This window comes from Tistlia consotensis USBA 355 (genome assembly GCF_900177295.1).
Classification (GTDB): Bacteria; Pseudomonadota; Alphaproteobacteria; order Kiloniellales; family DSM-21159; genus Tistlia; species Tistlia consotensis.
The window spans coordinates 32,740-59,214 of record NZ_FWZX01000002.1; the positions used below are offsets into that span (position 1 = coordinate 32,740).

Annotated in this window: 20 protein-coding genes; 11 read left to right on the forward strand and 9 right to left on the reverse strand. The window is 68.6% G+C overall.

The window, feature by feature from the left end; all coding sequences use genetic code 11:
* The 4 genes from flgE (at position 1) to B9O00_RS03780 (ending at position 4,671) form a co-directional block, all read left to right on the forward strand.
* On the forward strand, positions 1–1,269 hold the full coding sequence (gene flgE / locus B9O00_RS03765; protein WP_085121116.1) for a flagellar hook protein FlgE: 1,269 nt from the start codon (positions 1–3) through the stop codon (positions 1,267–1,269).
* A 34-nt stretch (positions 1,270–1,303) separates the two neighbouring features.
* Positions 1,304–1,756 (forward strand): hypothetical protein, encoded by a 453-nt coding sequence (locus B9O00_RS03770; protein WP_085121117.1) that lies wholly within the window; start codon positions 1,304–1,306, stop codon positions 1,754–1,756.
* A 10-nt stretch (positions 1,757–1,766) separates the two neighbouring features.
* On the forward strand, positions 1,767–3,491 hold the full coding sequence (flgK, locus tag B9O00_RS03775; protein WP_085121118.1) for a flagellar hook-associated protein FlgK: 1,725 nt from the start codon (positions 1,767–1,769) through the stop codon (positions 3,489–3,491).
* 274 nt (positions 3,492–3,765) lie between these two features.
* Complete coding sequence (locus B9O00_RS03780) at positions 3,766–4,671, forward strand: flagellin family protein (RefSeq protein WP_159460086.1); 906 nt, start codon at positions 3,766–3,768, stop codon at positions 4,669–4,671.
* A gap of 18 nt (positions 4,672–4,689) precedes the next feature.
* Here B9O00_RS03780 and B9O00_RS03785 read toward each other — a convergent pair whose 3' ends face one another.
* On the reverse strand, positions 4,690–6,249 hold the full coding sequence (locus B9O00_RS03785; protein WP_085121120.1) for an alkaline phosphatase family protein: 1,560 nt from the start codon (positions 6,247–6,249) through the stop codon (positions 4,690–4,692).
* A 201-nt stretch (positions 6,250–6,450) separates the two neighbouring features.
* Between B9O00_RS03785 and B9O00_RS03790 the strand changes: the two genes are divergently transcribed.
* The 5 genes from B9O00_RS03790 (at position 6,451) to B9O00_RS03810 (ending at position 11,468) form a co-directional block, all read left to right on the forward strand.
* A complete protein-coding gene (locus B9O00_RS03790) occupies positions 6,451–7,590 on the forward strand; it encodes an extracellular solute-binding protein (RefSeq protein WP_085121121.1) in 1,140 nt (379 codons plus the stop codon).
* Positions 7,591–7,691: 101 nt separating this feature from the next.
* Entirely contained in the window at positions 7,692–8,774 is a 1,083-nt protein-coding gene (locus tag B9O00_RS03795; RefSeq protein WP_085121122.1) for an ABC transporter ATP-binding protein, read from the forward strand.
* A gap of 21 nt (positions 8,775–8,795) precedes the next feature.
* Entirely contained in the window at positions 8,796–9,833 is a 1,038-nt protein-coding gene (locus tag B9O00_RS03800) for an ABC transporter permease (protein WP_085121123.1), read from the forward strand.
* Positions 9,834–9,851: 18 nt separating this feature from the next.
* Positions 9,852–10,709, forward strand: a complete 858-nt coding sequence (locus tag B9O00_RS03805) for an ABC transporter permease (protein WP_085121124.1) — start codon at positions 9,852–9,854, stop codon at positions 10,707–10,709.
* A 21-nt stretch (positions 10,710–10,730) separates the two neighbouring features.
* Positions 10,731–11,468: a hypothetical protein gene (locus B9O00_RS03810; protein WP_085121125.1), complete on the forward strand. Its 738-nt coding sequence runs from the start codon at positions 10,731–10,733 to the stop codon at positions 11,466–11,468.
* Here the strand turns inward: B9O00_RS03810 and B9O00_RS03815 are convergent.
* On the reverse strand, positions 11,439–12,269 hold the full coding sequence (locus tag B9O00_RS03815; protein ID WP_159460087.1) for a tetratricopeptide repeat protein: 831 nt from the start codon (positions 12,267–12,269) through the stop codon (positions 11,439–11,441). The genes B9O00_RS03810 and B9O00_RS03815 overlap by 30 nt on opposite strands.
* A gap of 349 nt (positions 12,270–12,618) precedes the next feature.
* Between B9O00_RS03815 and B9O00_RS03820 the strand changes: the two genes are divergently transcribed.
* Together B9O00_RS03820 and B9O00_RS03825 are read left to right on the forward strand one after the other, a co-directional pair.
* Positions 12,619–14,259, forward strand: a complete 1,641-nt coding sequence (locus B9O00_RS03820) for a hybrid sensor histidine kinase/response regulator (RefSeq protein ID WP_159460088.1) — start codon at positions 12,619–12,621, stop codon at positions 14,257–14,259.
* 136 nt (positions 14,260–14,395) lie between these two features.
* Positions 14,396–14,896: an Hsp20/alpha crystallin family protein gene (locus tag B9O00_RS03825; protein ID WP_159460089.1), complete on the forward strand. Its 501-nt coding sequence runs from the start codon at positions 14,396–14,398 to the stop codon at positions 14,894–14,896.
* A 97-nt stretch (positions 14,897–14,993) separates the two neighbouring features.
* On the opposite strand, the gene B9O00_RS32975 is transcribed toward B9O00_RS03825, so the two are convergent.
* From B9O00_RS32975 to B9O00_RS03855, 7 genes are all read right to left on the reverse strand, one after another.
* Positions 14,994–15,641, reverse strand: a complete 648-nt coding sequence (locus tag B9O00_RS32975; protein WP_159460090.1) for a hypothetical protein — start codon at positions 15,639–15,641, stop codon at positions 14,994–14,996.
* A gap of 263 nt (positions 15,642–15,904) precedes the next feature.
* Positions 15,905–18,337: a glycogen/starch/alpha-glucan phosphorylase gene (locus B9O00_RS03835; protein WP_085121129.1), complete on the reverse strand. Its 2,433-nt coding sequence runs from the start codon at positions 18,335–18,337 to the stop codon at positions 15,905–15,907.
* A gap of 392 nt (positions 18,338–18,729) precedes the next feature.
* Positions 18,730–20,526, reverse strand: coding sequence for an acyl-CoA dehydrogenase (locus B9O00_RS03840; RefSeq protein WP_085121130.1), 1,797 nt, complete (start codon positions 20,524–20,526; stop codon positions 18,730–18,732).
* 118 nt (positions 20,527–20,644) lie between these two features.
* The gene (locus B9O00_RS03845) at positions 20,645–22,492 is read right to left on the reverse strand and encodes an AIPR family protein (RefSeq protein ID WP_085121131.1); all 1,848 of its coding nucleotides are present in this window, start codon (positions 22,490–22,492) and stop codon (positions 20,645–20,647) included.
* Positions 22,467–22,742 carry a hypothetical protein gene (locus B9O00_RS32320; protein ID WP_143596136.1) on the reverse strand — a complete coding sequence of 92 codons (276 nt, stop codon included), beginning with the start codon at positions 22,740–22,742 and terminating at the stop codon, positions 22,467–22,469. Before B9O00_RS32320 ends, B9O00_RS03845 begins: the two co-directional genes overlap by 26 nt.
* Positions 22,712–23,668, reverse strand: coding sequence for a PD-(D/E)XK motif protein (locus B9O00_RS03850; RefSeq protein ID WP_085121132.1), 957 nt, complete (start codon positions 23,666–23,668; stop codon positions 22,712–22,714). Before B9O00_RS03850 ends, B9O00_RS32320 begins: the two co-directional genes overlap by 31 nt.
* Entirely contained in the window at positions 23,665–26,475 is a 2,811-nt protein-coding gene (locus B9O00_RS03855) for a Z1 domain-containing protein (protein ID WP_143596137.1), read from the reverse strand. The genes B9O00_RS03850 and B9O00_RS03855 overlap by 4 nt, the downstream gene beginning before the upstream one ends.

The following is a 26,475-nucleotide window of genomic DNA, read 5'->3' on the forward strand; positions in this document are numbered from 1 at the left end:
ATGAGCCTCAGCGGCGCCCTCAACTCGGCGATCACCGGCCTCTACGCGCAGAGCACGGCGCTCGCCTCGGTGTCCGGCAACCTCGCGAACGCCGACACGACCGGCTACAAGGCGACCGGCACCAGTTTCGCCTCCCTGGTCACCGGCAGCGGCTCGACGACCCGCAGCACCGGTAACGGCGTCACGACCTCGCTGGTCAACTACGTCTCCAACCAGGGCACGATCGAGGGTTCCGAGACCGCGACGAATCTCGCGATCAGCGGCAGCGGCTTCTTCGTCGTCACCGACGGGCCGGGCAGCGACGCGACCTACTACACCCGCGCCGGCGACTTCTCGAGCGACGCCGACGGCTACCTGGTCAACAGCTCCGGCTACTACCTGCTCGGCTATCCGCTCGACAGCGGCGACAGCGTCTCGGTGCCGACCAGCGTCGGCGCGCTGGAGCCGATCGACATCGACTCGATCAACGGCACCGCCGAGGCGACGACCAGCCTGGACCTGCAGGTCAACCTGCCGGCCGACGCCGCGACCGGCGACAGCGTCGACATGTCGACCGAGGTCCACGACTCGCTCGGCGTCAGCCACTCGGTGACGGTCACCTACACCAAGACCGCCGACAACAGCTGGACCATGAGCTTCGACGATCCGACGCTGACCAACGACAGCAGCGTGACTTCCGGCACCGCCGGCGGCTCGATCGACCTGGTGTTCAACAGCGACGGCACGCTGGCCTCGACCAACCCGGATCCGGCCGAGCTGACCCTGACCGGCCTCACGACCGGCGCCTCCGACAGCACGATCAGCCTCGGCCTCGGCACCGCGGGCGACAGCGACGGCCTGACCCAGTACGCCAGCGGCAACGACGATCCGGACCTGACGATCTACAACATCGACACCGACGGCGCCGCCTATGCCGGCCTGTCGAGCATCGAGATCGACGAGCAGGGCGTCGTGACCGCCGTGTTCAGCAACGGCGCCTCGCGCGCCATCGCGGTGATCCCGCTCGCGACCTTCCAGAACCCCAACGGCCTGACCGCGCTGTCCGACACGGTCTTCGCGGCCAGCCCCGAGTCCGGCGGCTACGTGCTCAACGTCGCGGGAGAGGGCGGCGCCGGCTCGGTCGAGGACTCCTCGCTCGAGGCCTCGACGGTCGACACGACCGACGAGTTCGCCCGCATGATCAAGGCACAGCAGGCCTATTCGGCCTCCTCGCAGGTCGTGAGCACGGTGAAGGACATGTACGACACCCTGCTCTCGGCGATGCGCTGAGCCGCCGCGCGATCCGGATCGAGGAGCCCCGCCCATGATCCCGAACCCCGTCCGCAGCGCCACGCCGGAGGCCGTGCCGGCCCCGTCCGAGGGCCGCTGGGTCACCCCCGTCGAGGCGCACGACGCCCTCTCGGCCCTCGAGCGGCTCGACGCGCTGCTCGACATCGAGCTCAAGGTCCTGAAGAGCGGCCAGATCGAGCTGCTCGACGACCTGACGCGCGAGAAGAAGAGCCTGATGGCGCCGCTGACGCCGCCGCCCTCGCCGGACCCGGCGGTCGGTACGCTGCAGCTCAAGATGCTGGTCGCCGAGCACCGGCTGCTGATGCAGGTCCGCGACAAGCTGCGCCGCAACACCCGCATGCTGGAGGCCCGGCGCCTGGCCGCGCTGCAGCGCTTCCGGATCGGCGCCGAGGCCCTGTCCCGCGAGAGCCGCGCCCGCCAGAAGGCCGGCGGCGCTGCGATCCGCCTGATCGACGGCGAGGCCTGAGGCCGGGGCCATGACCTCGCTCGGCTCGGCCACCTCCGCCGCCTTCAGCGCCCTCCAGGCCGCCAGCTACGGCATGAAGGTGACCTCGGCGAACGTGGCGAACGCCTCGGTCGAGGGCTACACGGCGAAGACGGCGGCCCTGAGCACGCAGGTCACCGACGGCCTGGCGACCGGGGTTACCGCCACCACCGGCGGCGCCGGGGTCGACGCGGCGCTGGTCCGCTCGATCGCCAGCGCCAGCGCCGCCGCAGGCGCCAGCGCGGTCGCCTCGACGGCGCTCGACGGCCTCGTCGACCTGCTGGGCAGCGCGAGCGACAGCAACGACCTGGCGAGCCTGATCTCCGATCTCGGCACGGCCGCCTCGGACCTGCAGCTCTATCCCGAGAGCCAGTCCAGCAAGGCCAGCTTCCTCTCGGCGGCCGACGCCCTGGCGGAGCGGCTGAACGCCCTGTCCGACGGCGTCCAGCAGGCGCGCGCCGACGCCGACCAGGGCATCGAGGACGGCGTCGACCAGGCGAACGCGCTGCTCGAGAAGATCGACGGCTACAACCGGCAGATCGCCGAGAAGACCGCGCAGGGCGAGTCGACCGACGATCTCGAGGACCTGCGGCGCAGCGCCCTGGTCGAGCTGTCCGGGGTGATGGACGTCACCTACTTCACCAACTCGAGCAACGAGCTGCAGATCTACACCGGCTCGGGTACCGCGCTCCTGACCTCGACGGTCCACGAGCTGAGCTACAGCGCCGCCGGCTCCGTGACCTCGGCGACCAGCTTCGGCGGCATCACCGTGGACGGCAAGGACATCACCGGCGAGATCGACGGCGGCTCGATCGGCGGCAACATCGCGCTGCGCGACGAGACGCTGCCCGAGGTGCAGGCGGAGCTCGACAGCCTGGCGCAGGCGCTGGGCGACACGCTCAACGCCGTGACCAATGCCGGCAGCGCCTATCCGGCGCCGAGCAGCCTGACCTCGAGCGGCACGCTCGGCGCGAGCGACGCGCTGAGCGGCAGCGGCACGGTGCGCATCCTGCTGACCGACTCGGACGGCACCGTCGACCAGGTCCTCGATCTCGACCTCTCGGGCCTCTCGACGGTCCAGGACCTGATCGACAGCGTCGACGCGGTCGAGGGGCTCAGCGCCTCGATCGTCGACGGTAAGCTGGTCCTCAGCGCCGACGACGCCAGCCAGGGCGTCGCGCTGGTCGCCCTGGACGGCACGCTCGGCGGCGACGGCGACAGCCTGTCGGGCTATTTCGGCTTCAACGACCTCTTCACCGGCAGCGACGCGCAGTCGATTGCCGTCAACGCCGACTGGCTCGACGACCCCAGCCTGCTGCCGACCGGAACCGGCAGCGATTCGGCGAGCCTGGCGGCCGGCGACAGCGCGCTCAGCTCGGGCGACACGACGACGGTCGACGCCGTGCTGGCGCAGCTCGACGCCTCGCTCGACTTCGCCGCGGCCGGCGCGCTCGGCGGCGTCAGCGAGAGCCTGTCCGACTATGCCGCCGACATCGTCAGCCAGGTCGCGCTCGCCGCCAGCAACGCCGACGACCGGGTGACGCTCGACAGCACGCTGCTCGACAGCCAGCAGGAGAGCTTCTCGAACAGCTACGGCGTCAGCCTGGACGAGGAGGCCCTGGCGATGAGCGCCTACCAGGACGCCTATTCGGCGGCCTCGACCCTGATCAGCACCTTGCAGGAGATGTTCCAGGCCCTCCTCAACGCCGTCGACTAGAGCGCGATCGCCCCGCATCGAGCCGATGCGGGGCGTGAATCGCGCTCCGGAACAACGACCTGGGTCACGGCCGCTGCGGATCCGTGATCCGAAGCGGCCGGTGTCCGGGCGCTGCCCCAACAGCGTCCCGGCGTCGGCTCCGACCCCGCCCGGCCGTCCCTCGACCCCTACCCCCGTATGGCGATCGGGTCGGCCGGGCGGGCGAGGGGCAACGGGGGGCGACGGGGGCGACGGCCGCCGGCGGGGGCAGCGAACGACCGATGGAAGCAGGACCATGCGCATATCGACCCTGACGATCCAGACCACGCTGAGACAGCAGATGAGCAGCCTCCAGGCCGACTCGGCGGCGAAGTCGGAAGAGCTGTCGAGCGGCAGCAAGGCGAGCAGCTACAAGGCCATCGCCGGCAGCGCCCGCGAGGTCAGCCAGCTGACCGCCGACCTGGTCGTCTCGGCGCAGTACTCCCAGGCCGGCGAGAGCACGCTGTCGCGGGTCGACGCGATGTACGACGCGGTCGGGCAGATGGTGACGCTGGCCTCCGACCTGCGCTCCAGCCTGTCGAGCGTGCTCGGCCAGGACGGCATCGCGGCGAGCGGCATCGACGACGAGGCCCGGACCGCGCTGGACAGCGCGGCCCAGCTGCTCAACAGCCAGTTCGAGGGCCGCTACCTGTTCGGCGGCAGCGTCACCGACCGGGCGCCCGTCGACCTCGACGGCTACGCCGCCCAGAGCGCGCCCTCGGGCACCGACCTTTCCTACTACGGCGGCGATTCGACCAGGGCCAGCTACCAGGCGAGCGACAGCCTGAGCGTCGAGTACGGTGCGACCGGTGACGAGGCCGGCTTCGAGCAGCTGATACGCGCCTGCAGCCTGGTCGCCAACGCCAGCCTCGATCCGGTCGACGACACGGCGCTGGGCGAGGCCTACGATCTGCTCGGCGAGGCCATCGACGGCCTGAGCACGATCCAGAGCGGCCTGTCGAGCAGCAGCGACGCGATCGACCGGGCGATCGACCTGGAGATGGACCGGCAGCTCAACCTGGAGGGCCGGCTGAGCGACCTGACCGATGCCGACACGGCCGCGGTCTACACCCAGCTGCAGACCCTCTCCAGCCAGCTGGATGCGACCTACTCGGCGACCAAGACGCTGCTGAGCCTCAACCTCTTCGACAGCCTGAAGTAGCGGCCCGAGGCAGCGGCCTCAGGGGCCGACCACGCCCCGCGCCGTCACCAGCAGGTCGGCGAGCTCGCGCGGCGCCTGGGCGAGCCGCCAGGACAGCAGCGCCTGCGTCTCCTCGAGCAGGCGCGCCTGGTGGGCCGGCGCGGCGGCCAGGTTCTCGAACTCGCCGGGATCGCTCTCCAGGTCGAAGAGCAGCGGCGGCAGGATGCCGGCGGGCCCGGCGAAGTGGACCGACTTCCAGCGCGGTCCGCGGCGCACGGCCAGGCAGCAGGCCTCCGGCGGCAGGCCGAGGGCGCGCTCGGCGCTGCGTGTCACCGGATCGCGGAAGTCGAACTCGAAGTGCGCCGCGTCGCGCCAGCCGGACGGCGTCTCGCCGTGCAGCCAGGGCCGCAGCGAGGCGCCGTCGCAGGCCGGCGGCACGGCGCCGCCCAGCCAGTCGATCACCGTCGGCATGACGTCGACCGCCTCGCTGAAGGCTTCGACGACCCGGCCGCGGGCCCGATCGGCCTCGGGCCGCGGGTCGCGCACGATCAGCGGGATGCGGAAGGCCGGGTCGAAGAAGCCGCGCTTGCCGAACATCCAGTGGTCGCCGAGCATCTCGCCATGGTCGACGGTGAACACGATCAGCGTGTCGTCCCAGCGGCCGCTCGCCTTCAGCGCCTCGACGATGCGCCCGACCTGGGCGTCGACCTCGGCGATCAGGCCGTAGTAGGTCGCGCGCACGCGCCGGACCTCGGCCGCGTTGAGCTCCGCCACCGGCACCGCGTAGTCCGGGCTGTAGGCCAGGACCTGGCGCTCGCCGTGGTACCAGCCGAGGAAGGGGTGCAGCGCCGCCTCGGCCGCCGGGTCGGCGAGCCGGCTCGGCGGCGGGCAGTCGGCCGGGGCGAAGAGCGCATGATAGGGCGCCGGCGCGAGCAGCGGCGGGTGCGGATGCAGGAAGGTCAGCAGGCTCAGCCAGCGGCCGTCCTCGACCGACAGCCAGTCGAGGAAGGCGTCGGTGCCGAAGGCCGAGAGGCTGTCCTTCGCATCGAACGGCGAGGCCGCCAGCGGATGGCGCCGGCCCTCGGGGTCGCGGCCGGCCGGGAAGGGCCCGTAGGGCGCGTCGGGCAGGGCGTAGCCGCGGCGCTTGAGGGCCGCGCGCCAGGGCTTGAAGGCCTCGGTCATGCGCAGGCCGACCTCGAAGCCCGGCAGCACGCCCTCGTAGCTCGTCAGGTCCGGGTCGGCCGGCGCCCGGAAGCGCGGGTCGGGCGAGGCGTCGGTGTAGCCGAACAGGAAGGGCGTCAGGCCCTGGCGCCGCGCCGCCCAGGCCAGGTTGTCGAAGCGCTGGTCGAGCGGCGTGCCGTTGGCGACCGAGCGGTGGTTCATCAGGTAGAGGCCGGTCAGCAGCGAGGCGCGCGCCGGGCCGCAGGGGCTGGCCTGGGTGAAGTGGCTGGCGAACAGCGTGCCTTCGGCCGCCAGCGCGTCCAGGTGCGGCGTCCGGACCGTCGGGTGACCGAGCGCCGACAGGCAGTCCCAGCGCCATTGGTCGGCGACGATCAGGAGCACGTTGCCCGGCCTGTCGGAACCCGCTCGCTCGGCCATCTCTCTTCCTCCGCTGCGCCTCGGCGGCGGCGACGCTAACCGAGCCGCGCGCGCCGCGGAAGCGCTCGCTGCGGCCTCGCCGCGGCAGCGCGCCGCCTTCATCGAAAGGTCATGGAACTCCGGCCGATCTGTAACGGCCCGGGCGTAATGAACGCCCCGCCAACCAGCGCTCTTTCGCGCATCGGGGAAGGGGAGAAGACCATGCCCGGCAAGTCCGCCGCCGTTTCCGCCATCAGTCGCCGCGCCGTCCTGAAGGGGGCCGCCGCCACGCTGGCCGCGCCGCTCGTGCTGCGCGCCCACGACGCGCTGTCGTCGTCCGGCACCGTCGACGTGTTCGCCTGGGGCGACTACATCCAGGACAACATCGTCAAGGCCTTCGAGAAGCAGAGCGGCATCAAGGTCAACCTCTCGACCTACGGCTCCAACGACGAGGCCGAGAACAAGCTGCGCGCGGCCGGCGGCGGCGGCTTCGACGTGATCTTCCCCTCGGTCGACACCGGCCCGAACTACTACAAGGACGGCCTGCTGGCGCAGATCGACGAGTCGAAGATCAAGACCGGCAACATCATCCCCTCGATCCTGCGCGACTCGCTGAGCCTCGGCGCCAGCTACCGCGGCAAGCGCTACCTGCTGCCCTTCGACTGGGGCACCGAGGCGATCACCTTCGATTCGAAGAAGTGGCCGCTGAGCGACGCCGAGGTCTCCTACGGCACGCTCTGGCAGTCCGAGGCCAAGGGCGCCGCCGCGTTCCGCCAGAAGTCGGTGATCATGGGCGTCGGCCTCTACCTCGACTCGATCGGCGAGGTGAAGTCGAACCGCATGCTCGACGTCTACAAGAGCGAGGAGGACGCCCGCCGCGTCTTCGAGGCCTGCGTGCGCTACATCCTCGACCGCAAGGCGAACATCGCCGCCTTCTGGAACAACGCGACCGAGGCGACCGCGGCGTTCACCGACGCCGGCGCCACGATCGGCCAGACCTGGGACACGACCGGCCTGCTGCTCAACCGCCAGGACGCCAAGTGGAAGTACCGCATGCCCAAGGAAGGCGGCATCACCTGGATGGACACGGTCGGCATGCCGGCCGGCGCCACGAACAAGGAACAGGCCTACGCCTTCATCAACTTCCTGTTCACGCCGGAGACCGGCGGCATGTTCGCGGCCAACACCGGCTACAACTCGGCCGCCAAGGGTGCCGCCGATCACGCCGGCGAGGAGTACAAGCGCCAGTTCGACGAGGTCTACACCGAGGCGGCCCTGGGCAACCTCTGGTGGTGGCAGCCGGCGACGCCCTTCTACAACAAGCTGCGCAACGAGTACGTCGAGAAGATCACCAACTCCTGATCTTCCCGAAAGGTGACGGTGGCGGCCCGGGAGCCTTTCCCGGGCCGCCTGTCGCCGTTCGACGTCCGGCCGACCGGACGCGCCGCTGGCAGGGGGATCCGATGCACGGCAAGAACGTGGAGCTCGACAAGGTCGTGATGCGCTTCGGCGGCTTCACGGCAGTCCAGCAGACCTCGCTGGAGATCCGCGCCGGCGAGTTCTTCTCGATCCTCGGCCCCTCGGGCTGCGGCAAGACCACGATCCTCCGGATGGTCTCCGGCTTCATCGAGCCGAGCGAGGGCCGGGTCAGGATCGGCGGCGACGACATGGGCGGGCGCGGGCCCGCGCGCCGGCCGACCGCTCTGATCTTCCAGAACCTCGCTCTGTTCCCGCTGATGAGCAACTGGGAGAACGTCGCCTTCGGCCTGGAGGCGCGCGGCCTCGACAAGAGGACGCGGCGCGAGCGGGCCTACGAGCTGCTCGCCCTGGTCGGCCTGGAGGGCAAGGAGGCGCAGCGGCCGGGCGCGCTCAGCGGCGGCCAGCGCCAGCGCGTCGCGATCGCCCGGGCGCTCGCGGTCGAGCCGGCGGTGCTGCTGCTCGACGAACCGCTCTCGGCCCTCGACCTCAAGCTGCGTCAGTACATGCGCGCCGAGCTCAAGGCGATCCAGCGCAAGACCGGCGTCACCTTCATCTTCATCACCCACGACCAGGGCGAGGCCCTGACCATGTCCGACCGGATCGCGGTGATGCGCGCCGGGGTGGTCGAGCAGGTCGGCACGACCGACGAGATCTACGACCGGCCGGCGACCCCCTTCGTCGCGACCTTCGTCGGCGAGAACAACGTGCTGAGCGGCACGGTCGCCGAGGCCGACGCCGCCTACGCGCGCATCGAGACGCCGCTCGGGCCGGTGCGCGCGCGCAACCAGGACGCCCTGGCGGCCGGCCAGCGGGCCATGGTCTTCGTGCGGCCCGAGCGGGCCAGCCTGGTCAACGGCCACGACCTCGACAACCGCCTGACCGGGCGCTTCGAGCGGCGCGACCTCGAGGGCTCCTACGTCAACCTGTTCTTCACGGTCGGCGACCAGCCCTTCATCGTCCATGAGCCCAACCTCGACCGCCAGGCGGCCCTGGAGGGTGAGGTGCGGCTCGGCTTCCAGGCCGACGACGCGGTCGCGATGCGCGCCGGCGCGCTCGACGACGCCTGAGCCGGAAGGGGCGAGTCCGCGATGCGCGACCTGGTCCGCAGCTACGGCAAGACGCTGACGACGATCTTCGTCGCCCTGGTCTGCTTCTGGGTGCTGATCATGATCGTCCTGCCGCAGGCCTTCATGATCGAGCAGTCGCTCTGGACCATGCAGCGCGACAGCGCCCTCGGGGTCAAGATCGACCGGGCCTACGCCGATCTCGCGACCATGAACTACGATCTCGGCAACGCCAGGGACGAGTCGGCGAAGACCGCGCTGCAGGCGAAGATCGACGCGCTCCAGGCCGGCATCTCCGACATGGAGCAGCGCGAGACCAAGCCGCACAAGATCTACGGCCTGCAGAACTACACGGCCATGTCAGGCCTGCACTTCCGCATCTTCGTCAAGTCGATCGTCTACGCCCTGGCGGTCACGGTGCTGGCCCTGCTGGTCTGCTATCCGCTGGCCTTCACCATCGCCAAGCTGGCGACGCCGCAGCGCGCCGCCCTGCTGCTGCTCGGCCTGGTCATCCCCTATGCGATCAACGAGCTGCTGCGCGTCTACGCCTGGCTGATGATCCTGGACTACCAGGGGGTGATCAACAGCGCGCTCGAGGCACTGGGCCTGGTCAGCTTCCAGGACAAGACCTGGGTGCCCTTCCTCGAGTACTCCGGCTCGGTCTTCGTGGCGCTGATCTACGCCTACGTCCTCTTCATGGTCTTCCCGATCTACAACACGGTCGAGACCCTGGACAAGAACCAGCTGGAGGCGGCCGAGGACCTGGGCGGCTCGATCTGGCGCACCCACTGGCGGGTCGTCATCCCGCACGCCAAGCCGGGCATCGCGGTCGGCTGCATCATGACCTTCATGCTCTCGGTCGGCTCCTACTCGGTGCCGCAGATCATGACCCGCGGCAAGTCCGGCGACTGGTTCAGCCAGCTGATCTACCGGCAGTTCTTCGAGACCCAGAGCTGGAACCTGGGCGCGGCCTACGCCTTCTCGCTGGTCCTGGTCTGCCTGGTCTTCATCCTGCTGATGATGAAGCTCTTCGGCGTCGGCATCCGCGACATCGCGAAGTAGGGCAGGGAGGGGAGCGGCATGAGCACGCAGGCGGCGGGCGGCATCGCGGTGGCACCGGGCGCGGCGGCGCAGTCGCGCGGCATCGACTGGTCGAACGTCGTGCTCAACGCCTACATCCTGCTGTTCTTCGTCTATCTCTTCGCGCCGCTGCTGGTGATGTCGCTGGCTGCCTTCAACGCCTACGACTATCCCTCGGTGACCCAGTGGCGCGGCTGGACCCTGAAGTGGTTCGACGCCCTGGCCGGCGACCAGCGGATGATCCAGGGCCTGCTCAACTCGCTGGTCGTGGCGCTCGGCGTGATCGGCATCTCGCTGCCGCTCGGCCTGTCCGGCGCCTTCGTCCTGACCCGCCTGCAGAGCCGGGCCAACACGCTGCTCTATGCCGTGCTGGTCTCGCCGCTGCTGATGCCGGGCATCATCCTCGGCATCTCGACGCTGATCTTCTGGAAGCGCTTCGACGTGCCCGGCGGCCTGTTCCTGACCGTGCTCGCCCAGGCCAGCTTCATCGCCTCCTACTCGATGCTGCTGTTCATGGCGCGCCTGCAGCGCCAGGACCGCGACCTGGAGGAGGCGGCGCAGGACCTCGGCGCCTCGAGCCTGCTCCTGTTCCGCCGCATCACCCTGCCGTTCCTGGCGCCGACCATCGCGACGGCGGCGGTCATCGCCTTCCTGCAGTCGATCGAGAACTACAACACCACGGTCTTCGCGATCGGCGGCGACTGGACCCTGGTCACCGAGATCGGCTCGCGCTTCCGCTTCGGCCTGTCGCCCGAGATCAACGTCATCGGCGTCATCTTCGTCGCCATCACCATCGTCGCGGCGACGCTCTACGTGCTGTTCCGCAAGCGCGAGCTGATGGCCGCGCGCGCCAGATAGCCGAATGGCCGGCTCCACGGCATGAAGCTGACCTTTCGCTGCCTGCCCGAGTTCGAGCCCTTCCTGCCGCGCCCGCTGCCGGCCCGCCAGGGGCTGCCCGACTGGCTGCGCCGGGCGCCGGCGACGGCGCCGAGCGCGCTGGTCGACGCCGCGGCGATCCGCACCGCCAAGCACTGCCCGCCGCTGATCGACGCCATGGGGCTCGGCCTGCTGCTGCCGCTGGCCTGCGATCTCAGGGTCGGGCCGGAGGGCTTCGCCTGGGACTGGCCGCTGCCGATGCCGGCCCGGGGCAACGCGACGCGGGCCCCGATCGGCTTCCACGAGCCGGCCCAGGCCGCCGGCACGCCGCTCGCGCCGGACGACGGCCGCTTCCTGGTCAAGTTCATGAACTTCTGGGCGATCGAGGCGCCGCCCGGCGTCTCGCTGCTGTTCGGGCACCCGGCGAACCGGCCGGACCTGCCGTTCCGCACGCTCTCGGGCCTGGTCGACTGCGACCGCTTCGCCGCCGGCATGGTGCACTTCCCGGCGCTCTGGACGGACCCGGCCTTCGAGGGCGTCCTGCCCGCCGGCACGCCGGTCGCCCAGTGCGTCCCGGTCGTCCGCGAGGTGCTGGAGCTGGCCTTCGAGCCGCTCGACGGCGCGGCCCTGGAGGCGCAGCTCGAGCTGCAGCAGGCGCTGGCCGCCGAGCCGGGGGCCTATCGCAAGCGCTTCCGGGCGGCGCGCGGCGGCTCAGGCCTCGCCGAGGAGCAGGAGGCGTAGCGCCGCCGGCGAGGCCGCCAGGCGGCCGCGCGCGCCGGCGGCCATGCGCTTGGCGACCGCCGCCAGCGCGCCCGGCTCGGCGGCGGCCGCGCGCCGGTAATCGGCCAGGGCCTCGTCCCAGCGGCCGAGCTCCTGCAGGCAGCTCGCCCGCTCCAGCGCTGCCGCCGCGCTCTCCGGCAGTGCGTCGAGGTGCCGCAGCGCCGCCTCGCTGCGGCCGAGGGCGCGGGCGGCGAGCGCCGCGTTGAAGTGCAGCTCGGCGGAGTCCGGCTCGCCGGTCAGCAGCGCCTCGGTCATCGCCAGGGCCTCGCGCCAGCGGCCGAGGTCGAGCAGCGCCGCAGCCAGGCCCTTGCGCGCGCCGCGGTGCCGCGGCTCGAGCGCCAGGGCCCGCTCGAAAGCCTCGGTCGCCCGGGCGTCGCGTCCGAGCCGGCGCAGCACCGCGCCGAGGTTGAAGAAGCCGGCGGCGCTCGGCGGCGGCCGGTCGCAGGCCCGTTCCAGGCTGGCCAGGGCGCCTTCCAGGTCGCCGGCCGCGGCCCGCGCGGCCCCGAGATTGGTCAGCAGCGCGGCATCCGGCGCGCCGCTGGCGCACTCGGCCAGCCGTCCGGCGTGCTCCAGGCGCTCGACGGCCAGCGTCGCATCGCCGCGGCCGAGCGCCGCGAGGCCGGCCAGCTGCAGCGCCTCGGCGTCCTCCGGGCGGCGGCGCAGGTGGCGCTCCAGCTGGACCTCGGCCTGGCCCGGGGCGCCGTCCCGCAGCAGCGCGGCGGCCTGTCGCAGGATGCTGGATCTGGGCGGACTCTGGGCCATGTCGAGGGCTCTGTCCCCGGTGGAGCGGCGGCGGCGGCATCGATGCCGCTGTCTTGCCATTCTTGCAACCCAACATCCAGGCGCTTGCGACCATTGGACGGCTTGGCTCTCCCGTGCCAGGCCCCCATATGTCGTGTGCGGACAAGCGTAGCGGATTGTCCGTCCCGGACTGCCGTGCAGCGCCGGGCCGTACCGCTGCAACTCAACCCTTCCTCACGCTCCGGTGCCACCGGCACCGGAGCGCTTTTTTACCTGCCATTGACCTGCCCGCGCTGGAATCCGGCCGGGCGAGAGTGCAGGCTTCGGCAATCTCGCCAGTCTGGTGCAGTTCGCAGGTATGCCGCTCGAAATGGAAGTTCGCAGCACCGAGGGTCTGGACGCGCCGGACATCGGAGCCCCCGGCGCGGACGCGGCGTCGGCCGCGCTCGACGCGCTGCACGAGGGCGTGCTCGTCTGCGACATGCTCGGGCGGGTGACCTACCTGAATCCAGCCTTGCGCGACCTCCTCGGTGCCGCCCGGGGCGAGCAGGCGATCGGCCGGCACTGGGGACCGCTGTTCACCGAGGACTCGCGGCGCCGGATCGAGCGCGACGGCCTGCCGAGCATCCTGCACGGCGGCCACTGGCAGGGGCGTGTCGAGCTGCGCGGCGCCGAGGGCGCCGCGCGGGCCTGCGTGCTCTCGCTCTCGGCGGCCAGGCGAGGCGGCCTGGTCGGCCTGCTGCGGCCGGCGGAGGCCGGGACCGGCGGCGGCCCCGACACGCTGTCGCGGAGCGAGGCGCGCAGCGAGCGGATGGAGGCGCTGCGCCGGCTCGCCGGCGACATGGCGCATGATCTCAACAACGTGCTGACCTCGATCGTCGGCTATGCCCGCTTCCTCACGGAGGATCTGCCCAAGGATGGCCAGCCGCACGGCTTCGCCGAGCAGATCGTCGTCGCCACCCAGCGTGCCAAGCAGATGGTCGACGAGGCGCTGGCCTTCGCCCGGCCGGGGCGGGGCGAGCGCAAGGCCGTGCCGGTCGCTGCGACGGTCGAGCGCAGCGTCGCGCAGCTGCGCGCAGACCTGCCCGCCGGCACGACCCTGCGGCTCAACGCCGGGCCCGGCGAGCTCGCCGTCGAGGCCGAGCCGGCCGCCTTCGCCGCCGTGGTCGGGCATGTCCTGAAGAACGCGGCCGAGGCGCTCGAGGGCAGGCCCGGCACCATCGAGGTCGGCTGGCGGGTGACCGGCGACCTGCGCCAGCTGCCGGGCCTCGGCAAGCCGGGCGAGCCGGTCAAGGTGACGATCGAGCCGGCGGAGGGGGGCCGTCTGCAGGCCTCCGCCGGTGCGCCCGACCCGAACCGCCGCTTCGTCGAGCTGGTCGTGCACGACAGCGGCGCCGGAATCGCGCCGGCGGTCATGGAGCACGTCTTCGAGCCCTTCTTCACGACGCGCCAGCCCTCGAAGGGTCGGGGGCTCGGCCTTGCGGCGGTCTACGGCCAGATCATCGGGCATGGCGGCGCGATCCTGCTCGACAGCGCTCCGGGAGGGGGGACGACGGTCAAGCTCTTCTGGCCCTCGGCGCCGGTCGTCGACGCCAAGGCGACGGCCCGGCCGGGCCGCCGGCAGCTGCCGCGCGGCCAGGGCCAGCGCATCCTGGTCGCCGAGGACGACCGGGTGCTGCGCGAGGCGCTCGGCGAGATGCTCCAGCGGCTCGGCTACCGGCCGACCCTGGTCAACGACGGCGAGGTCGCCCGTCGCGTCCTGGCCGAGGGCAGCGCGGTCGAGGCGGTGCTGACCGACCGGCGCATGCCCAACCTGTCCGGCACCGACCTGATCGACTGGATGCGCGCGGAGGGCATGCGCCAGCCGGTGCTGCTCTGCACCGGCTACGGCGAGGACCTGAACCCGGCGCAGCTGACCCGCGCCAGCGGCGTTGCCGTGCTGTCCAAGCCGGTCGACGCGGCGACCCTGGCGACCAGCCTGGACCAGCTGCTGTCCGGCCCGCCCGACTGACGGCGCCTCCGGCGCACGACCTCTCCGAAACTCGACGGGTCTCCGGGTCTTGATCTGGCGCAATGCCGTCCGGGTCGCTGTGGCTACCGTTGCGGACACGGCAATGGTCGTTTCCTGCAGCCATTGGAGGCAAGCAATGAGCGATACCAGCAAGACCGGCGGCAAGACCCCGGCGACGAGCGGCGGGATCAATCCGATGACCGCCTGGCGCAGCCAGATGGACCGCGCCTTCGAGGACTTCTTCCGCGGCTGGGGCCTGCCCGGCTTCGCCCAGCCCCTGGAGATGGCCTCGGCGAGCCGCGCCATGATCGCGCCGCGCATCGACGTGCGCGAGAGCGACGGCACGGTCGAGATTTCGGCCGAGCTGCCCGGCATGGCCGATAAGGACGTCAAGGTGACGGTGCACGAGGGCGTGCTGACCATCGAGGGCGAGAAGAAGGAGGAGAGCGAGAGCAGGGAGGCCGACGTCTGGCTGTCCGAGCGGCACTACGGTTCGTTCCGCCGCTCCTTCTCGCTGCCCGACACGCTCGACGCCGAGAAGGTCGCCGCCAGGTTCGACAAGGGCGTGCTCAAGGTCACCCTGCCGAAGAAGGCCGGCGGCGCGAAGCCCCAGCCGCGCTCGATTCCGATCGGCTGAGCCGCGGAGGCCTGCGCGCCGTCGGACCGCCGGCGGTCCGAGGCTGAGTGCGAAGAAGGGAGGACGCTCCCGCCGGAACGTCCTCCCTGTCTGTCTGTCAGGTGTTGCTGCCGGCGTCGTCGCTGCCGCCGCTGTCGCCGCGGCTGCCGTCGCTGCCGCCGCTGTCGCTGTCGCCGCCGCCGCTGCTGTCGCCGCTGCCGCCGCTGTCGCCGCTGCCGCCGCTGTCGCTGTCGCCGCTGCCGCCGCTGTCGCTGTCGCCGCTGCCGCCACTGTCGCTGTCGCCGCTGGCGCCGCCGTCGCCGTCGCTGCCGCCGCTGTCGCCGCTGCCATCGCTTCCGCCGCTGTCGCCGCCGTCGCTGCCGCCGCTGTCGCTGCCGCCACTGCCATCGCTTCCGCCGCTGTCGCTGCCGCCGCTGCCATCGCTGCCGCCGCTGTCGCTGCCGCCGCTGCCGTCGCTGCCGTCACCGCCGCCGCTGCCGCCGTCGCCGCCATCGCCGCCGCCGTCACCGCCGTCACCACCGTCGCCGTCGGCCAGGGCGGCCTTGCCGGACAGCAGCGGCCCCTGAAGGCCGAAGCCCAGCGGCGTCGCCGCCAGGCCGATGGCGAGCAGGCCGATGCCGCTCATGACGACCAGCCGGCGCGGCAGGGCGCGGCGTGCGCTCCCGCTCGCCGGGGGGCGCGGCTGCTGCCGGTCTTCGAGACTGGCCGCTTCCGTCGCGGCCCGGGGGTCCTGTCCGCAGGTCATCGCTTCTCTCCCATCTGTGCCGCCGAGGATCGGCAGACTTCATGATCGGCAGTCTCGACGATCAATCTGACAACAACCTTACCTGAATTATGGATTAATTCGGGCGCCCGGCGGATTTTCGTGGAGCGGCGGGAGCCCGGCTGGAGAAGATCGTGACCTGAAGGAATCGCGTCGCGATCCTACAGGTCACGTGAATCTGCTCCATCTCCATGACTCTGGGCCGGATTCACGTGATCGATCGGAACCCGAGCGGTTCCGATCGATCACGATCCGGTCTGGAGGGCCGGCTCTACCTGCCACATCTCGCGGGCGTAGCCGCGGATCGTCCGGTCGGAGGAGAACCAGCCGCCCTTGGCGGTGTTCAGCGCGGCGCGGCGGGTCCAGGCGTCGGCCGTGCGGAAGTCCCGGTCGATGCGGCGCTGGGTCTCGAAGTAGGCCGCGAAGTCGGCGGTCACCAGGTAGCGGTCGTCCCGGCGCAGCTTCTCGACCAGGCGATCGTAGCGGCGCGGGTCGTCGGGCGAGAAGAAGCCGCTCTCGATCTGCGCCACGACCTCGGCCAGCGGCGGCGTCGCGGCGATCGCCGCCGCGCCGTCGTGGAACGGCAGGTGCCGGGCGGCGCCCTCGGCGTCGAGGCCGAAGACGTAGATGTTCTCCGGGCCGACCCGCTCGCCGATCTCGACGTTGGCGCCGTCCAGCGTGCCGACGGTCAGTGCGCCGTTCAGCATCAGCTTCATGTTGCCGGTGCCCGAGGCCTCCATGCCGGCGGTCGAGACCTGCTCGGAAAGATCGGCGGCCGGGATCATCACCTCGGCCATCGAGACGTTGTAGTTCTCCGGGAAGACCACCTGGAGCCGGCCCCGCAGGGCGGGATCGCCGTTGATCGAGGCGGCGACGTCGTTGATCAGCTTGATGATCAGCTTGGCGTCGGCATAGCCGGGCGCCGCCTTGCCGCCGAAGATCTTGACCCGCGGCGTCCAGTCGGCCCCGGGGTCGCGGCGCAGGGCGTTGGCCAGGGCCGCGGTCTCCAGGATGTTGAGCAGCTGGCGCTTGTACTCGTGGATGCGCTTGATCTGCACGTCGAACAGCGCGCCGGGGTCGACGGTGACGCCGCAGCGCGCCGACAGGTAGCCGGCCAGCCGCTCCTTGTTGGCCTGCTTGGCGGCGGCGAAGGCGGCGCGGAAGCCGGCGTCCTCGACCAGCGGCACCAGTTCCTCCAGGCGCTCCAGGTCGTCGACCCAGGCCTCGCCGATCGCCTCGGTCAGCAGGCGGCGCAGCGGCGGGTTGCAGCCGTGCAGCCAGCGCCGCGGGGTGACGCCGTTGGTCTGGTTGACGATGCGCCCGGGATGCGCCGCCTCGAGCTCCCGGAAGACCGTGCGCCTCATCAGCGCGGTATGCAGGGCGGAGACGCCGTTGACCCGCCGGGCCATGACGAAGGCGAGGTCGCCCATGCGGACCTCGCCCCCGAGATCCCCGGACGGCGCCACGATCCGCAGCTCCTCGGCGGCCCGGCGGCCGGCGGCGGCGAGGGCCGCACGGTGCTTGGCGTCGATCCGCTCGACGATCTCCAGGTGGCGCGGCAGGACCCGCCCCAGCAGCTCCGCGGGCCAGCGCTCCAGCGCTTCCGGCAGCAGGGTGTGGTTGGTGTAGGACAGGCAGCCGCGCGCGGTCTGCCAGGCCTCGTGGAAGGCAAGGCGATGCTCGTCGACCAGCAGGCGCACCAGCTCCGGCCCGGCGATCGCCGGATGGGTGTCGTTGAGCTGGATCGCGACCTTGTCCGGCAGGGAGGCGAGGTCGCCGTGCTCGGCGAGGTGCCGGCGCAGGATGTCGCGGATCGAGGCGGCGGTGAAGAAGTACTCCTGCTTCAGGCGCAGCTCGCGCCCCTGCGGCGTCGAGTCGTCGGGATAGAGCACCCGGCTGATCGTCTCGGCCAGCACCTCCGGCGCCGCCGCGCCGACGAAGTCGCCGCGGTTGAAGGCCGCCAGGTCGAAGGCCCGCAGCGGCCTCGCCGACCAGAGCCTGAGGGTGTTGGCCCAGCGGCCGCGCCAGCCGGGCACCGGCGTGTCGAAGGCGGCGGCCAGCACCGTCTCGTCCGGGGCCCAGGCCGCTCGGTCGCCGACCCGCCCGGCGATGCGGCCGCCGAAGCCGATCGGCAGGGAGGCGTCCGGCCTCTCGAACTCCCAGGCGTAGCCCTCGTTCAGCCAGGTCTCCGGCTCCTCGACCTGCCAGCCGCCGCGGAAGCGCTGGCGGAACAGGCCGTGGGCGTAGCGGATGCCGTAGCCGTAGGCCGGGATCGCCAGGCTGGCCAGGGAGTCGAGGAAGCAGATCGCCAGGCGCCCGAGGCCGCCGTTGCCGAGCGCCGCGTCCGGCTCGTCGAGCACGACGGTCTCGTAGTCGGCGCCGAGCCCGGCCAGGGCGGCGCGCGCCGCCTCCTCCAGGCCCAGGTTGGCGACGGCGTTCTGCAGCAGGCGGCCGACCAGGAACTCCATCGAGAGGTAGTAGACGCGCTTGTGGCCGGTCTCCTGGGTGCGCTGCTCGGCGGCCAGCCAGGGCACGACGACCGCGTCGCGCACGGCGCGCGACAGCGCGAGGCGCCAGTCGCGCGTCGAGGCCGTCGCCGGCGCCTTGCCGAGCGAGAAGGTCAGGTGCTGCTCGATGCGCTGGGCGAGGCCCAGCGCCGTCGGAAGTCGTTCGGTCATCGGTCCGTTCTGCGACCGGGCGGCGGGCGCCCGGCCGATCCCGCGGTTTCTAGGCGACCGTGGTGAAACAAGGCTTAAGCCCCGTCGCCGCGCCGACGCAAATCCGTCATGGAGGAGTCATGGGTGGAAGGTGGGGATAAGCGGGTGGCCCTGGGTTTCCCAGGCACGTCCTTTCGCTTCGTCCTGAGCCTGTCGAAGGGCGGAGCGAAAGCGGCACGGACGGCGCGGGAACGGCTTCACCCTTCGACAGGCTCAGGATGAAGCCGTCTTGTGCCGGGCTGGAGCAACCTCGAGATGGCTCAAACGGTCGCTTCGTCCCGAGCGCTTCATCCTGAGCGCGCCGGCTTTGCCGGCGCAGTCGAAGGGCGAGGGGCGTGAGGGCGCGCGCCGCGCTACAGCCACGCCTCGTCGAGGGCGAGCGTGCTGTCGGCGGCCCGCATCGCCGTCGCGGCGTTGGCGCCGACCTGGGGCAGCACCGCGTCGGCGTAGAAGCGGGCCGTGGCGATCTTGGCCTTCAGAAAGCCGACGCCGCCGTCGCCCTCGGCGAGGCGCCGCGCCGCCGCCTCGGCGCCGCGGCCGAGCAGCCAGCCGCCGGCCAGCGTGCCGAGAGCGCGCAGGTAGGCGCTGGCGCCGGTCGCCGCCTCCACCGGGTTCCGGGCCCAGCTCTCGAGCAGCCAGTCGGTCGCGGCCTCGAAGGCCGCGAGGCCCTCGCCGACCGCCTCGCGGATCGCCGGCAGGTCGTCTCCGGCATCCGAGCCGTTCCTCAGGAAGCCGCGGACCTCCTCGGCGAAGGCGCGGGCCGGCGCGCCCTCGAGCCGCGCGATCTTGCGGCCGACCAGGTCGAGCGCCTGGATGCCGTTGGTGCCCTCGTAGATCGGGTTGATGCGGGCGTCGCGGTAGTGCTGGCCGGCCCCGGTCTCCTCGATGAAGCCCATGCCGCCGTGGACCTGGACGCCCATAGAGGCGATCTCGACGCCGAGGTCGGTGCACCAGCTCTTGACCACCGGGGTCAGCAGCTCGACCACGTCGGTGCGGTGGTGCTCGCGCTCGCCCGGGTCGGGATGCGCCTTGGCGAGGTCGAGCGAGGCCACCGTGTAGTAGGCCAGCGCCCGCGCCGCCTCGGTCTGGGACTTCATCAGCAGCAGCGTGCGGCGCACGTCGGGGTGCCCGATGATGGCGACCGGCGCCGGGTCCCTGGAGCCCAGCGCGCGGCCCTGGACGCGCTGGCGGGCATAGTCGCGGGCCTGCTGGTAGGCGCGCTCGGCAATGGCGACGCCCTGCACGCCGACGGCGAGGCGGGCGTTGTTCATCATGGTGAACATGTACTCCATGCCCCGGTTCTCCTGGCCGACCAGGAAGCCGGTGGCGCCGCCGTCGTCGCCGTAGGCCATGACGCAGGTCGGCGAGGCCTTGATGCCGATCTTGTGCTCGATCGAGGCGCAGCGCAGGTCGTTGCGCCGGCCCGGCCGCCCTTCCGCGTCGGGCAGGAACTTCGGCACGATGAAGAGGGAGATGCCCTTGGTGCCGGCCGGCGCGTCGGGGGTGCGCGCCAGCACCATGTGCACGATGTTCTCCGCGAGGTCGTGCTCGCCGTAGGTGATGAAGATCTTCTGGCCGGTGATCCGGTAGGTCCCGTCCCCCGCCGGGACCGCCCGGGTCTTCAGCGCGCCGACGTCGGAGCCGGCCTGCGGCTCGGTCAGGTTCATCGTGCCCGTCCACTCGCCGGAGACGAGGCGCGACAGGTAGAGCGACTTCTGCCCGGCCGAGCCGTGGGCCTGCAGCAGCTCGACCGCGCCCATGGTCAGCAGCGGGCAGAGCGCGAAGGCCATGTTGGCCGAGTTCCACATCTCCGAGACCGCGATGGCCAGCGCCCAGGGCAGCCCCTGGCCGCCCCAGTCCGGCTCGAAGGGCAGGGCGTTCCAGCCGCCCTCGACGTAGTGGCGGTAGGCCCGCTGGAAGCCCTCGGGCGTGCGCACCACGCCGTTCTCGAAGACCGAGCCGGTCCTGTCGCCCGGATGGTTGAGCGGCGCGATCTCCTCGGCGGCCAGCCGGCCGGCCTGCTCCAGCACCGCCTCGACCAGCTCCGGCGTCGCCTCGGCATAGGGCTCCAGCGCCGCGACCCGGCCGAGCCCGGCGACCTCGGAGAGGACGAAGCGCATCTCGTCGATCGGGGCGCGGTAGTCGGTCATGGCGTTCCTCTGGCGGTTTCTTCGGGAGCTGCTATCGAGCCAAAGATGTAGCCGAGGCTGGCCGACTGTCCAATCGGCTAGTCAGGGGATGACAATGTGAAGGGGACAGCGTCGAGCATCAGGAGGAAGCGTCCTGAAACGAGGGCACATCGACACCGGCGTTCTCGGCTCGATTGAGGAGACCGACTAGACGCTTCGCCTGGATCTCGTTTGGGATCCGCCCTCCATCCCCACAGGCTGCGCGCAATGCTCCTTCGTCCTGCGGTGTGATGAGTCGCCGGCGGCGCATTTCTTCCCGCAGCGTCTGCCATTCGCTTTGCGGGATCGACATCACTGCCTCGATTGTCCGGAGGTCATCGTCGATCTGCCCAGCGACCCGCCGATCCTTCTTCTCGCTTTTCTCGACGTCTGGCGGAACGACCCAGAGGTCGAAGCCCTTCACTATGGGTACATCACGCTTCAGAGCTGCCTCCCGGCATGCCTGCTGCTTGGCCCATTCCGTGATGTTCTGCCCCTCTCTCGGAGGAGTCCGGAGAACTTGCATCATCACCTTGCCGATCGCGCCGATCTGTTCACGGAAAATCATGTCAACGCCCTGCGCTCCCCAGATGCGCTTGTAGTCCAAGCGGCCGCCGCCGGTTACTTCGGCGGCGAGTCGAGCAAGCCGCGCACAGGTGTACGCGACCACCTGAGCACGGTAGCCACCCTCGTACCACTCCGCTCCGGACACGACCTTTTCCGTGGCCCGAAACACGACCATTCTGGCGACTGCCTCCCTGAACCAGTCATCCGTGAACTCCGCACGTTTGCTTTCCTGCTGCCAATCATCGGTTATGAGCTTCGCGAAGAACGTGAATGCTTTCTCGGCGCCTCGGCACGCAGTATCCGGTTCCAGGGCGAAACAGGTCTCGACTTTAGCGAGATCAGTCTTCGTGATGACTTGGAATTTCGGGCTCATCCTCAGGAACTGGGCTTTCTGCGTGGCCGACATGCCTGCCTGGTCGTTCAGGAACTGGCCTCGCGCGCGCTCGTAGTACCAGTGGGTCTGAACTTGTGAACCATCTATCGCCGGCGCCAGTATCCGACGGGATATCCCTTCGACTCGTCTATGGAACGCGTGGTTGGCGAAAAAATCGCTTGCTCTAACAGCGTTTTGGCTATTGGCGTAGCGCGAAATTCTTGGAATCAGCTCCTCTCCAACTTCAGGAGCGACCACGGAGAGTTTGACGGGAACAAAGACTTTTCCTTCGGGAAGCTTTCGGTCCCTCAGTGCCGCCGCCAGGGATGCCGTGGTCTGAGCCCCGTTCACAATCTGCAGGTCGGTAGCGCTCGTGATAAGCACGCCCCCCGCGCCATCCTCCTCGATCTCTACGGCAGAAGCCGTCGCAGAGATTCCATTGTTGAACGCGAAGAACCTAGCAGGTTCCTCCGCGAGTGTTTTCTGTATACCTTTGTTTACGTTTCCGCGACGACCCAGGAATGTGCGCACGTTTCCTTCAAGAAGTCTGCTACCATATCTCGTGTATATAGAGGCTAGGTCGTCTCCCGGAATGACTGCAAGGAAGGCTTCATAATCGCCGGCATCATTTGTCGCTCGGAGAGCCCTCAGGCCACCCCCGGGAAGCCCGGAAAGATCGACGACCAGATCATCTCTGACGTGAACGGCGTCATGGATCCGCTTCAGACGAGTCAGATCCCAGATCTGATAGGTTATCAGGATACCATCGTCGGTCCGTCCGTCCTCGATCGACCGGATGCGCTCGCTGAGAGGTCGATCCGAGAGAATGTGAAAGCGCAGCGCCGAGTGCTTCCGTCGCCTGATGGATTCCGCAATGAACCAAACCGGCCTGCTCTCTTCCACATTCGAACTAATCCACCCTCTTCGCGCCGCATCGTATAATGCTCGCAGTCGGTTGAAGCCCTGATCCCGTGCGTCGGTCCTAGTAAGAACGGGGGGCAGAGACAGCGGATGGAATGGCTACGAACAGGTTCAAGCTGTCATCGGTTTCATCGAACCCGAAGGCGTCAACGACAAGCCGCCGCTTGTATGGTCCGTCGAGTTGCTCAAGACAGATTTCTGCCTCGGGAATCTCCCCTGCTTCACGCAGTCTTTCCAGCAGCTCTAGAACGAACGCCTCGCGCCAGCCAAGTGCGAGAGCATCCGCGCGCGTGGCCACGGAATTGATCAAGTCTCCATGGAATTCGGCGAGGTCCATGTTTCAGTGTTCCAGTAAAGATCAGGAGCCGGGAGGCGAACTGTATAGGTTGCATCGACGATGCCGTCTGGAACCGTCGATTTTGTCAATCTCGGAAAATCTGCATCTATCGAGTGTCCTTCAACGGCAACGATGCGCGCGGCAAATGGCGGGACGTCTTTATCTGGCTTCCAGCCAGTAAGTCGAAGAAGACGATCGAAGCGATCCTGCGCCGATGGAGAGGCTGCCAGTTCTATACGCAGCAGACACGACAGGCCGCCAATTGTCAGGGCGCCATTCGCGTCCGCCGCCGTTCTTTCAAGTCTCACTGCTATGAGGGTCAAGGGGTCGCAGCCGCTTTCGAGCTGGCCGAGCCCATTGATCCTCGCAGAGTCAGCTGTCGGACCAATCGCCTTCACCTCCAATCTGCTTCCAGAAGGCAGCAGAAAATCGTGCGGCTGCCGCAACGGCCCTGTCCATGCAGCAACTGCTTGGTCCGGCCCGTGTTCGGGTAACACGATCCAACGAAATGCCACAAGTTCTCCTAGTAGTCCTCGGGCTTCTTCTGTCGAAAAATCAGCGGCGCCTCTCTCTAGAAGCCGACGCCATCTGTCAAGACGATCAAGGACCGCCGTCGCGCCATTTTCCTCCGGAACACCCTCCCGTGTCGCCTCGATGATATCACGACAGAGTTCTGTGAATACTGGGCGTAGTGCCGGAACCTCGAGCGTTAGCCGCAGAGACCAACGGCCATCCGAGCGACGCCCAACACTGATCGAAATCGATTTGGCCTGCGACCTTTCGGGCGGCCTCATACTAGTCAGGAGAAAGAGCCCAGGCCTATCCGGCGGCCGGAAATCCGCGTATAGATCTAGCGGGTGACTGGCATCCACCCTCTGTTGTGCGGCCGTTGAAGCCTGCGAAAAGCGATTCCCAGAGGTCCTCAATCATCGACATCTTCGTCGACCGCCGGCTCGTCCTCCAGCAAGCCGTAATCCTCTTGTGCGACGCGATTCAGACGATAGCGAACATATCGCTTCTTCGCATTGGGGTCACGCTCTCCAGGAAAATGCAAGGCCAGCGCAGGCATAATCATGCCGTCTTCAAGGTAGCTTTCGTTCGAGAGCGCTCCTCTCACTAGGTAGATTATCAGCAGGGGGTTTCTCATTACAAACCGTGCATCATCTTCCGGTATGCGCCTCGAGGTCGGGTTTCGCTCGCGCGCTCGCTCCAATGCTTCGGCTTCTTCGGTTTTCGTGAGGCCGCAAAGCACATCTCGGCTGCCTCCAACTCTCGCCTTGTTGCCGGAAAGAAGGACGGATTTGGGTGTCGTGTCATCACGGACACGCACTACCCGCATCTTGGGCGTGACCCTTAGCCTACCGAATGAAGGCGCCAGCCAGTCCGGTCCCGCGCTGCCCTGCCTCATCAAGGCAACGTTCCATCTAGTCCAGGGATGCGCATCCTCGTTGGCAGCGTTTCGCAGATGCTCGGCAATGCTTTCACCCTGAAAGTCATGGTTCAGCGGATGAACAAGAAAGCGTTCTACAAAGTCGGCAATCTGAGTGGCTGGGATTTGTTCCCAAAGATAAGCGGTGTCTCCTCGTGCTTCCTCAAATTCACTATGATCGCTGAGAAGATGCTCAACGAACGAACCTACGAGTTCGAGATTTGCTGCGTTGTGAGAGGGGCGGCGGTGGACGCGCGATGTTTCGATCCCCCTTCCCGAGAGAGACACCTCCTGTACCTCGGCGACAACGTCCATACCGGTCGCCATCTTATTTCTGGCCGTAATAATCAGAGTATCAGGGTGCGTCCGGACTCGCAGGCCGAACTCTCTTGGCGTAGCCCGCTGAGTGCGCATTCGGCGGAAATCCCGCTTCAATTCTTCTGTTGCGAGAGTGATATGCCTGTACCAGCCCTCCGATTCAGGACTCATCCAAATACGGCAGAGATCTCCGTACCCGTCCCGGTAGCCGAACCAGCGGCCCATCTGGAGGAGGGTGTCATATGCTTTCGAGTTTCTCAGAAAGTAGCTGATAGTAAGCCCTTCGAGGGTGATACCTCGTGAGAGGCTGTTTCCCCCGACCGCTATCACGCGAATGCCGGGCGGTCCTTTCATAGAACCATAGTCCAGGACGGCGGATCCCGTACGCTGGTTGATCGGCTGCACCTGCACAGACGCGATCGACTCATGCAGGCGCGCCAGCACGTCGCTCCAGGAAAACTCACAGTCAGCACCGTGAATATCAAAGACCTCCTTCAGCTTGGCGATGTCCTTTGATGATGCTTCTGCCGAATCTGGCCGTTTGGCACCGTGGTGTCGGACCGAGAGCTGTATCCGCTCGAGCTCCAGCTGGAGATCGCTAGCGACGAGGTCCTGGGTTGCGGTGAAACGCGAGACGTTCACCAACATCGAGCGATGGATAGGGCCACCTCCTCCAGGGTAGCCGCTGTCGGCCCTAAGATCCCGGATGGAGCAGGTCAGAAGAAACCAATTGAGAGCTTCTCCTAGGGAATCGGGCAACGGACCCGGCGTGACATCTTTCTTGTGGTTGAGTGGGAGCCAATCCTCCTCATCCTCGATCTCCTGGATAATTCCGGTGAGGACCCGGTCGTCTCGTTCTCCCGCTCCCTCTTCGTCGTCTGGTTCCAAGGGCGGAAAGAGGCGATCCATGCCAATGTAGTTGCTCGGCGGCTCCAGGATGTGGATGAAGTCGCGAGGGAAAAGGTCGTCATCGATCCATTCGTCGGTTGTATCGGGATCTATGAAGATGTTCGCGAACGGAGTTGCGGTGAAGCCGACATAACTCGACCGCCGGAAGAGGGTGAGAAGGTCTCGTATCGCCCTGTTGATTGCGGTCGTTTCATCGGGAGTGCTCTTCGTGTTGATCGACGCGTTGTCAGCCTCATCGTCGATCAACAGGAGAGGCAGGTCGATCCGCCCCTCTCGATCTGCATTCCGTGCCCGCAACCAGGATGCAAGCCGCTCAAGAACGGCTTTATTCTTCTTGCTGACGACCAGGACCGGGTCTTTCACGGAATCAAGGGAAATGTTGAGAGCGGTGGCGGTGTTCTTGCGGAAGTCCTTGTCCCTCGACGTGAAGACGACGCCATCGCGCTGGCCATCGATCAAGCCGACGCCGACATGCCGCTTTCGCTGCAGTTGACCGGTTGTCAGGTAGTCGCGGCTGTCGAAGCCGACAAAGGCGGCGTCCAGCCTCTCCTGTGTCTGCCGGCGCACGTTTTCCAGCGTCCCTGTAAGCAGGATGATCATCCGATAGCCAGCATCGGAAGCCTTGTTGATGAGCCCGGCATAGGTTGCAGTCTTGCCCGATTGTACGTCGCCGACGACAAGTCCTCGCCGCTTCCATGGGTGCGTGTTCGCCGGATCTCCGAGCAAGCCCAGCAGGTTATTCAGCGACCTGTCGAGGGTCAAAAGAACGTTCGGTCCCCATCCCGAACGGGCCAGAAATTTCCTATATCGCTCCCAGTAGAAAGGCTCGATCTGTGCAAGTCTTCCTGCAAGCCAGGGGGTATGCTCCTCCTCTCCTTCGATCGTCTCGCCCAGTTCCATGCGAAGCTCGAAGGTCGCGTGTAGCTGCCTCCGCGCTTGTTCGACAACGTCTTCACTGAGCCCGAAAGCGGTCTTGAAACCGTTCAGGATCTGGGCGATCTCCTCCTCCGATGGAGGGGGCTCGAGCCTCAACCCAGCCTGAGCCATACCGACAAGACGATCGACATCAAATTCCAT

What these genes read in the sequence shown, in the direction of transcription:
- B9O00_RS03770 (WP_085121117.1), top strand. Translation starts at nt 1,304, where the DNA reads ATGATCCCGAACCCCGTCCGCAGCGCCACGCCGGAGGCCGTGCCGGCC.
- B9O00_RS03785 (WP_085121120.1), bottom strand. Translation starts at nt 6,249, where the DNA reads ATGGCCGAGCGAGCGGGTTCCGACAGGCCGGGCAACGTGCTCCTGATC.
- B9O00_RS03780 (WP_159460086.1), top strand. Translation starts at nt 3,766, where the DNA reads ATGCGCATATCGACCCTGACGATCCAGACCACGCTGAGACAGCAGATG.
- B9O00_RS03810 (WP_085121125.1), top strand. Translation starts at nt 10,731, where the DNA reads ATGAAGCTGACCTTTCGCTGCCTGCCCGAGTTCGAGCCCTTCCTGCCG.
- B9O00_RS03795 (WP_085121122.1), top strand. Translation starts at nt 7,692, where the DNA reads ATGCACGGCAAGAACGTGGAGCTCGACAAGGTCGTGATGCGCTTCGGC.
- B9O00_RS32975 (WP_159460090.1), bottom strand. Translation starts at nt 15,641, where the DNA reads ATGACCTGCGGACAGGACCCCCGGGCCGCGACGGAAGCGGCCAGTCTC.
- B9O00_RS03805 (WP_085121124.1), top strand. Translation starts at nt 9,852, where the DNA reads ATGAGCACGCAGGCGGCGGGCGGCATCGCGGTGGCACCGGGCGCGGCG.
- B9O00_RS03825 (WP_159460089.1), top strand. Translation starts at nt 14,396, where the DNA reads ATGAGCGATACCAGCAAGACCGGCGGCAAGACCCCGGCGACGAGCGGC.
- B9O00_RS03835 (WP_085121129.1), bottom strand. Translation starts at nt 18,337, where the DNA reads ATGACCGAACGACTTCCGACGGCGCTGGGCCTCGCCCAGCGCATCGAG.
- B9O00_RS03800 (WP_085121123.1), top strand. Translation starts at nt 8,796, where the DNA reads ATGCGCGACCTGGTCCGCAGCTACGGCAAGACGCTGACGACGATCTTC.
- B9O00_RS03790 (WP_085121121.1), top strand. Translation starts at nt 6,451, where the DNA reads ATGCCCGGCAAGTCCGCCGCCGTTTCCGCCATCAGTCGCCGCGCCGTC.
- B9O00_RS03815 (WP_159460087.1), bottom strand. Translation starts at nt 12,269, where the DNA reads ATGGCCCAGAGTCCGCCCAGATCCAGCATCCTGCGACAGGCCGCCGCG.
- B9O00_RS03820 (WP_159460088.1), top strand. Translation starts at nt 12,619, where the DNA reads ATGGAAGTTCGCAGCACCGAGGGTCTGGACGCGCCGGACATCGGAGCC.
- flgE (WP_085121116.1), top strand. Translation starts at nt 1, where the DNA reads ATGAGCCTCAGCGGCGCCCTCAACTCGGCGATCACCGGCCTCTACGCG.
- B9O00_RS03840 (WP_085121130.1), bottom strand. Translation starts at nt 20,526, where the DNA reads ATGACCGACTACCGCGCCCCGATCGACGAGATGCGCTTCGTCCTCTCC.
- flgK (WP_085121118.1), top strand. Translation starts at nt 1,767, where the DNA reads ATGACCTCGCTCGGCTCGGCCACCTCCGCCGCCTTCAGCGCCCTCCAG.
- B9O00_RS32320 (WP_143596136.1), bottom strand. Translation starts at nt 22,742, where the DNA reads ATGGACCTCGCCGAATTCCATGGAGACTTGATCAATTCCGTGGCCACG.
- B9O00_RS03855 (WP_143596137.1), bottom strand. Translation starts at nt 26,475, where the DNA reads ATGGAATTTGATGTCGATCGTCTTGTCGGTATGGCTCAGGCTGGGTTG.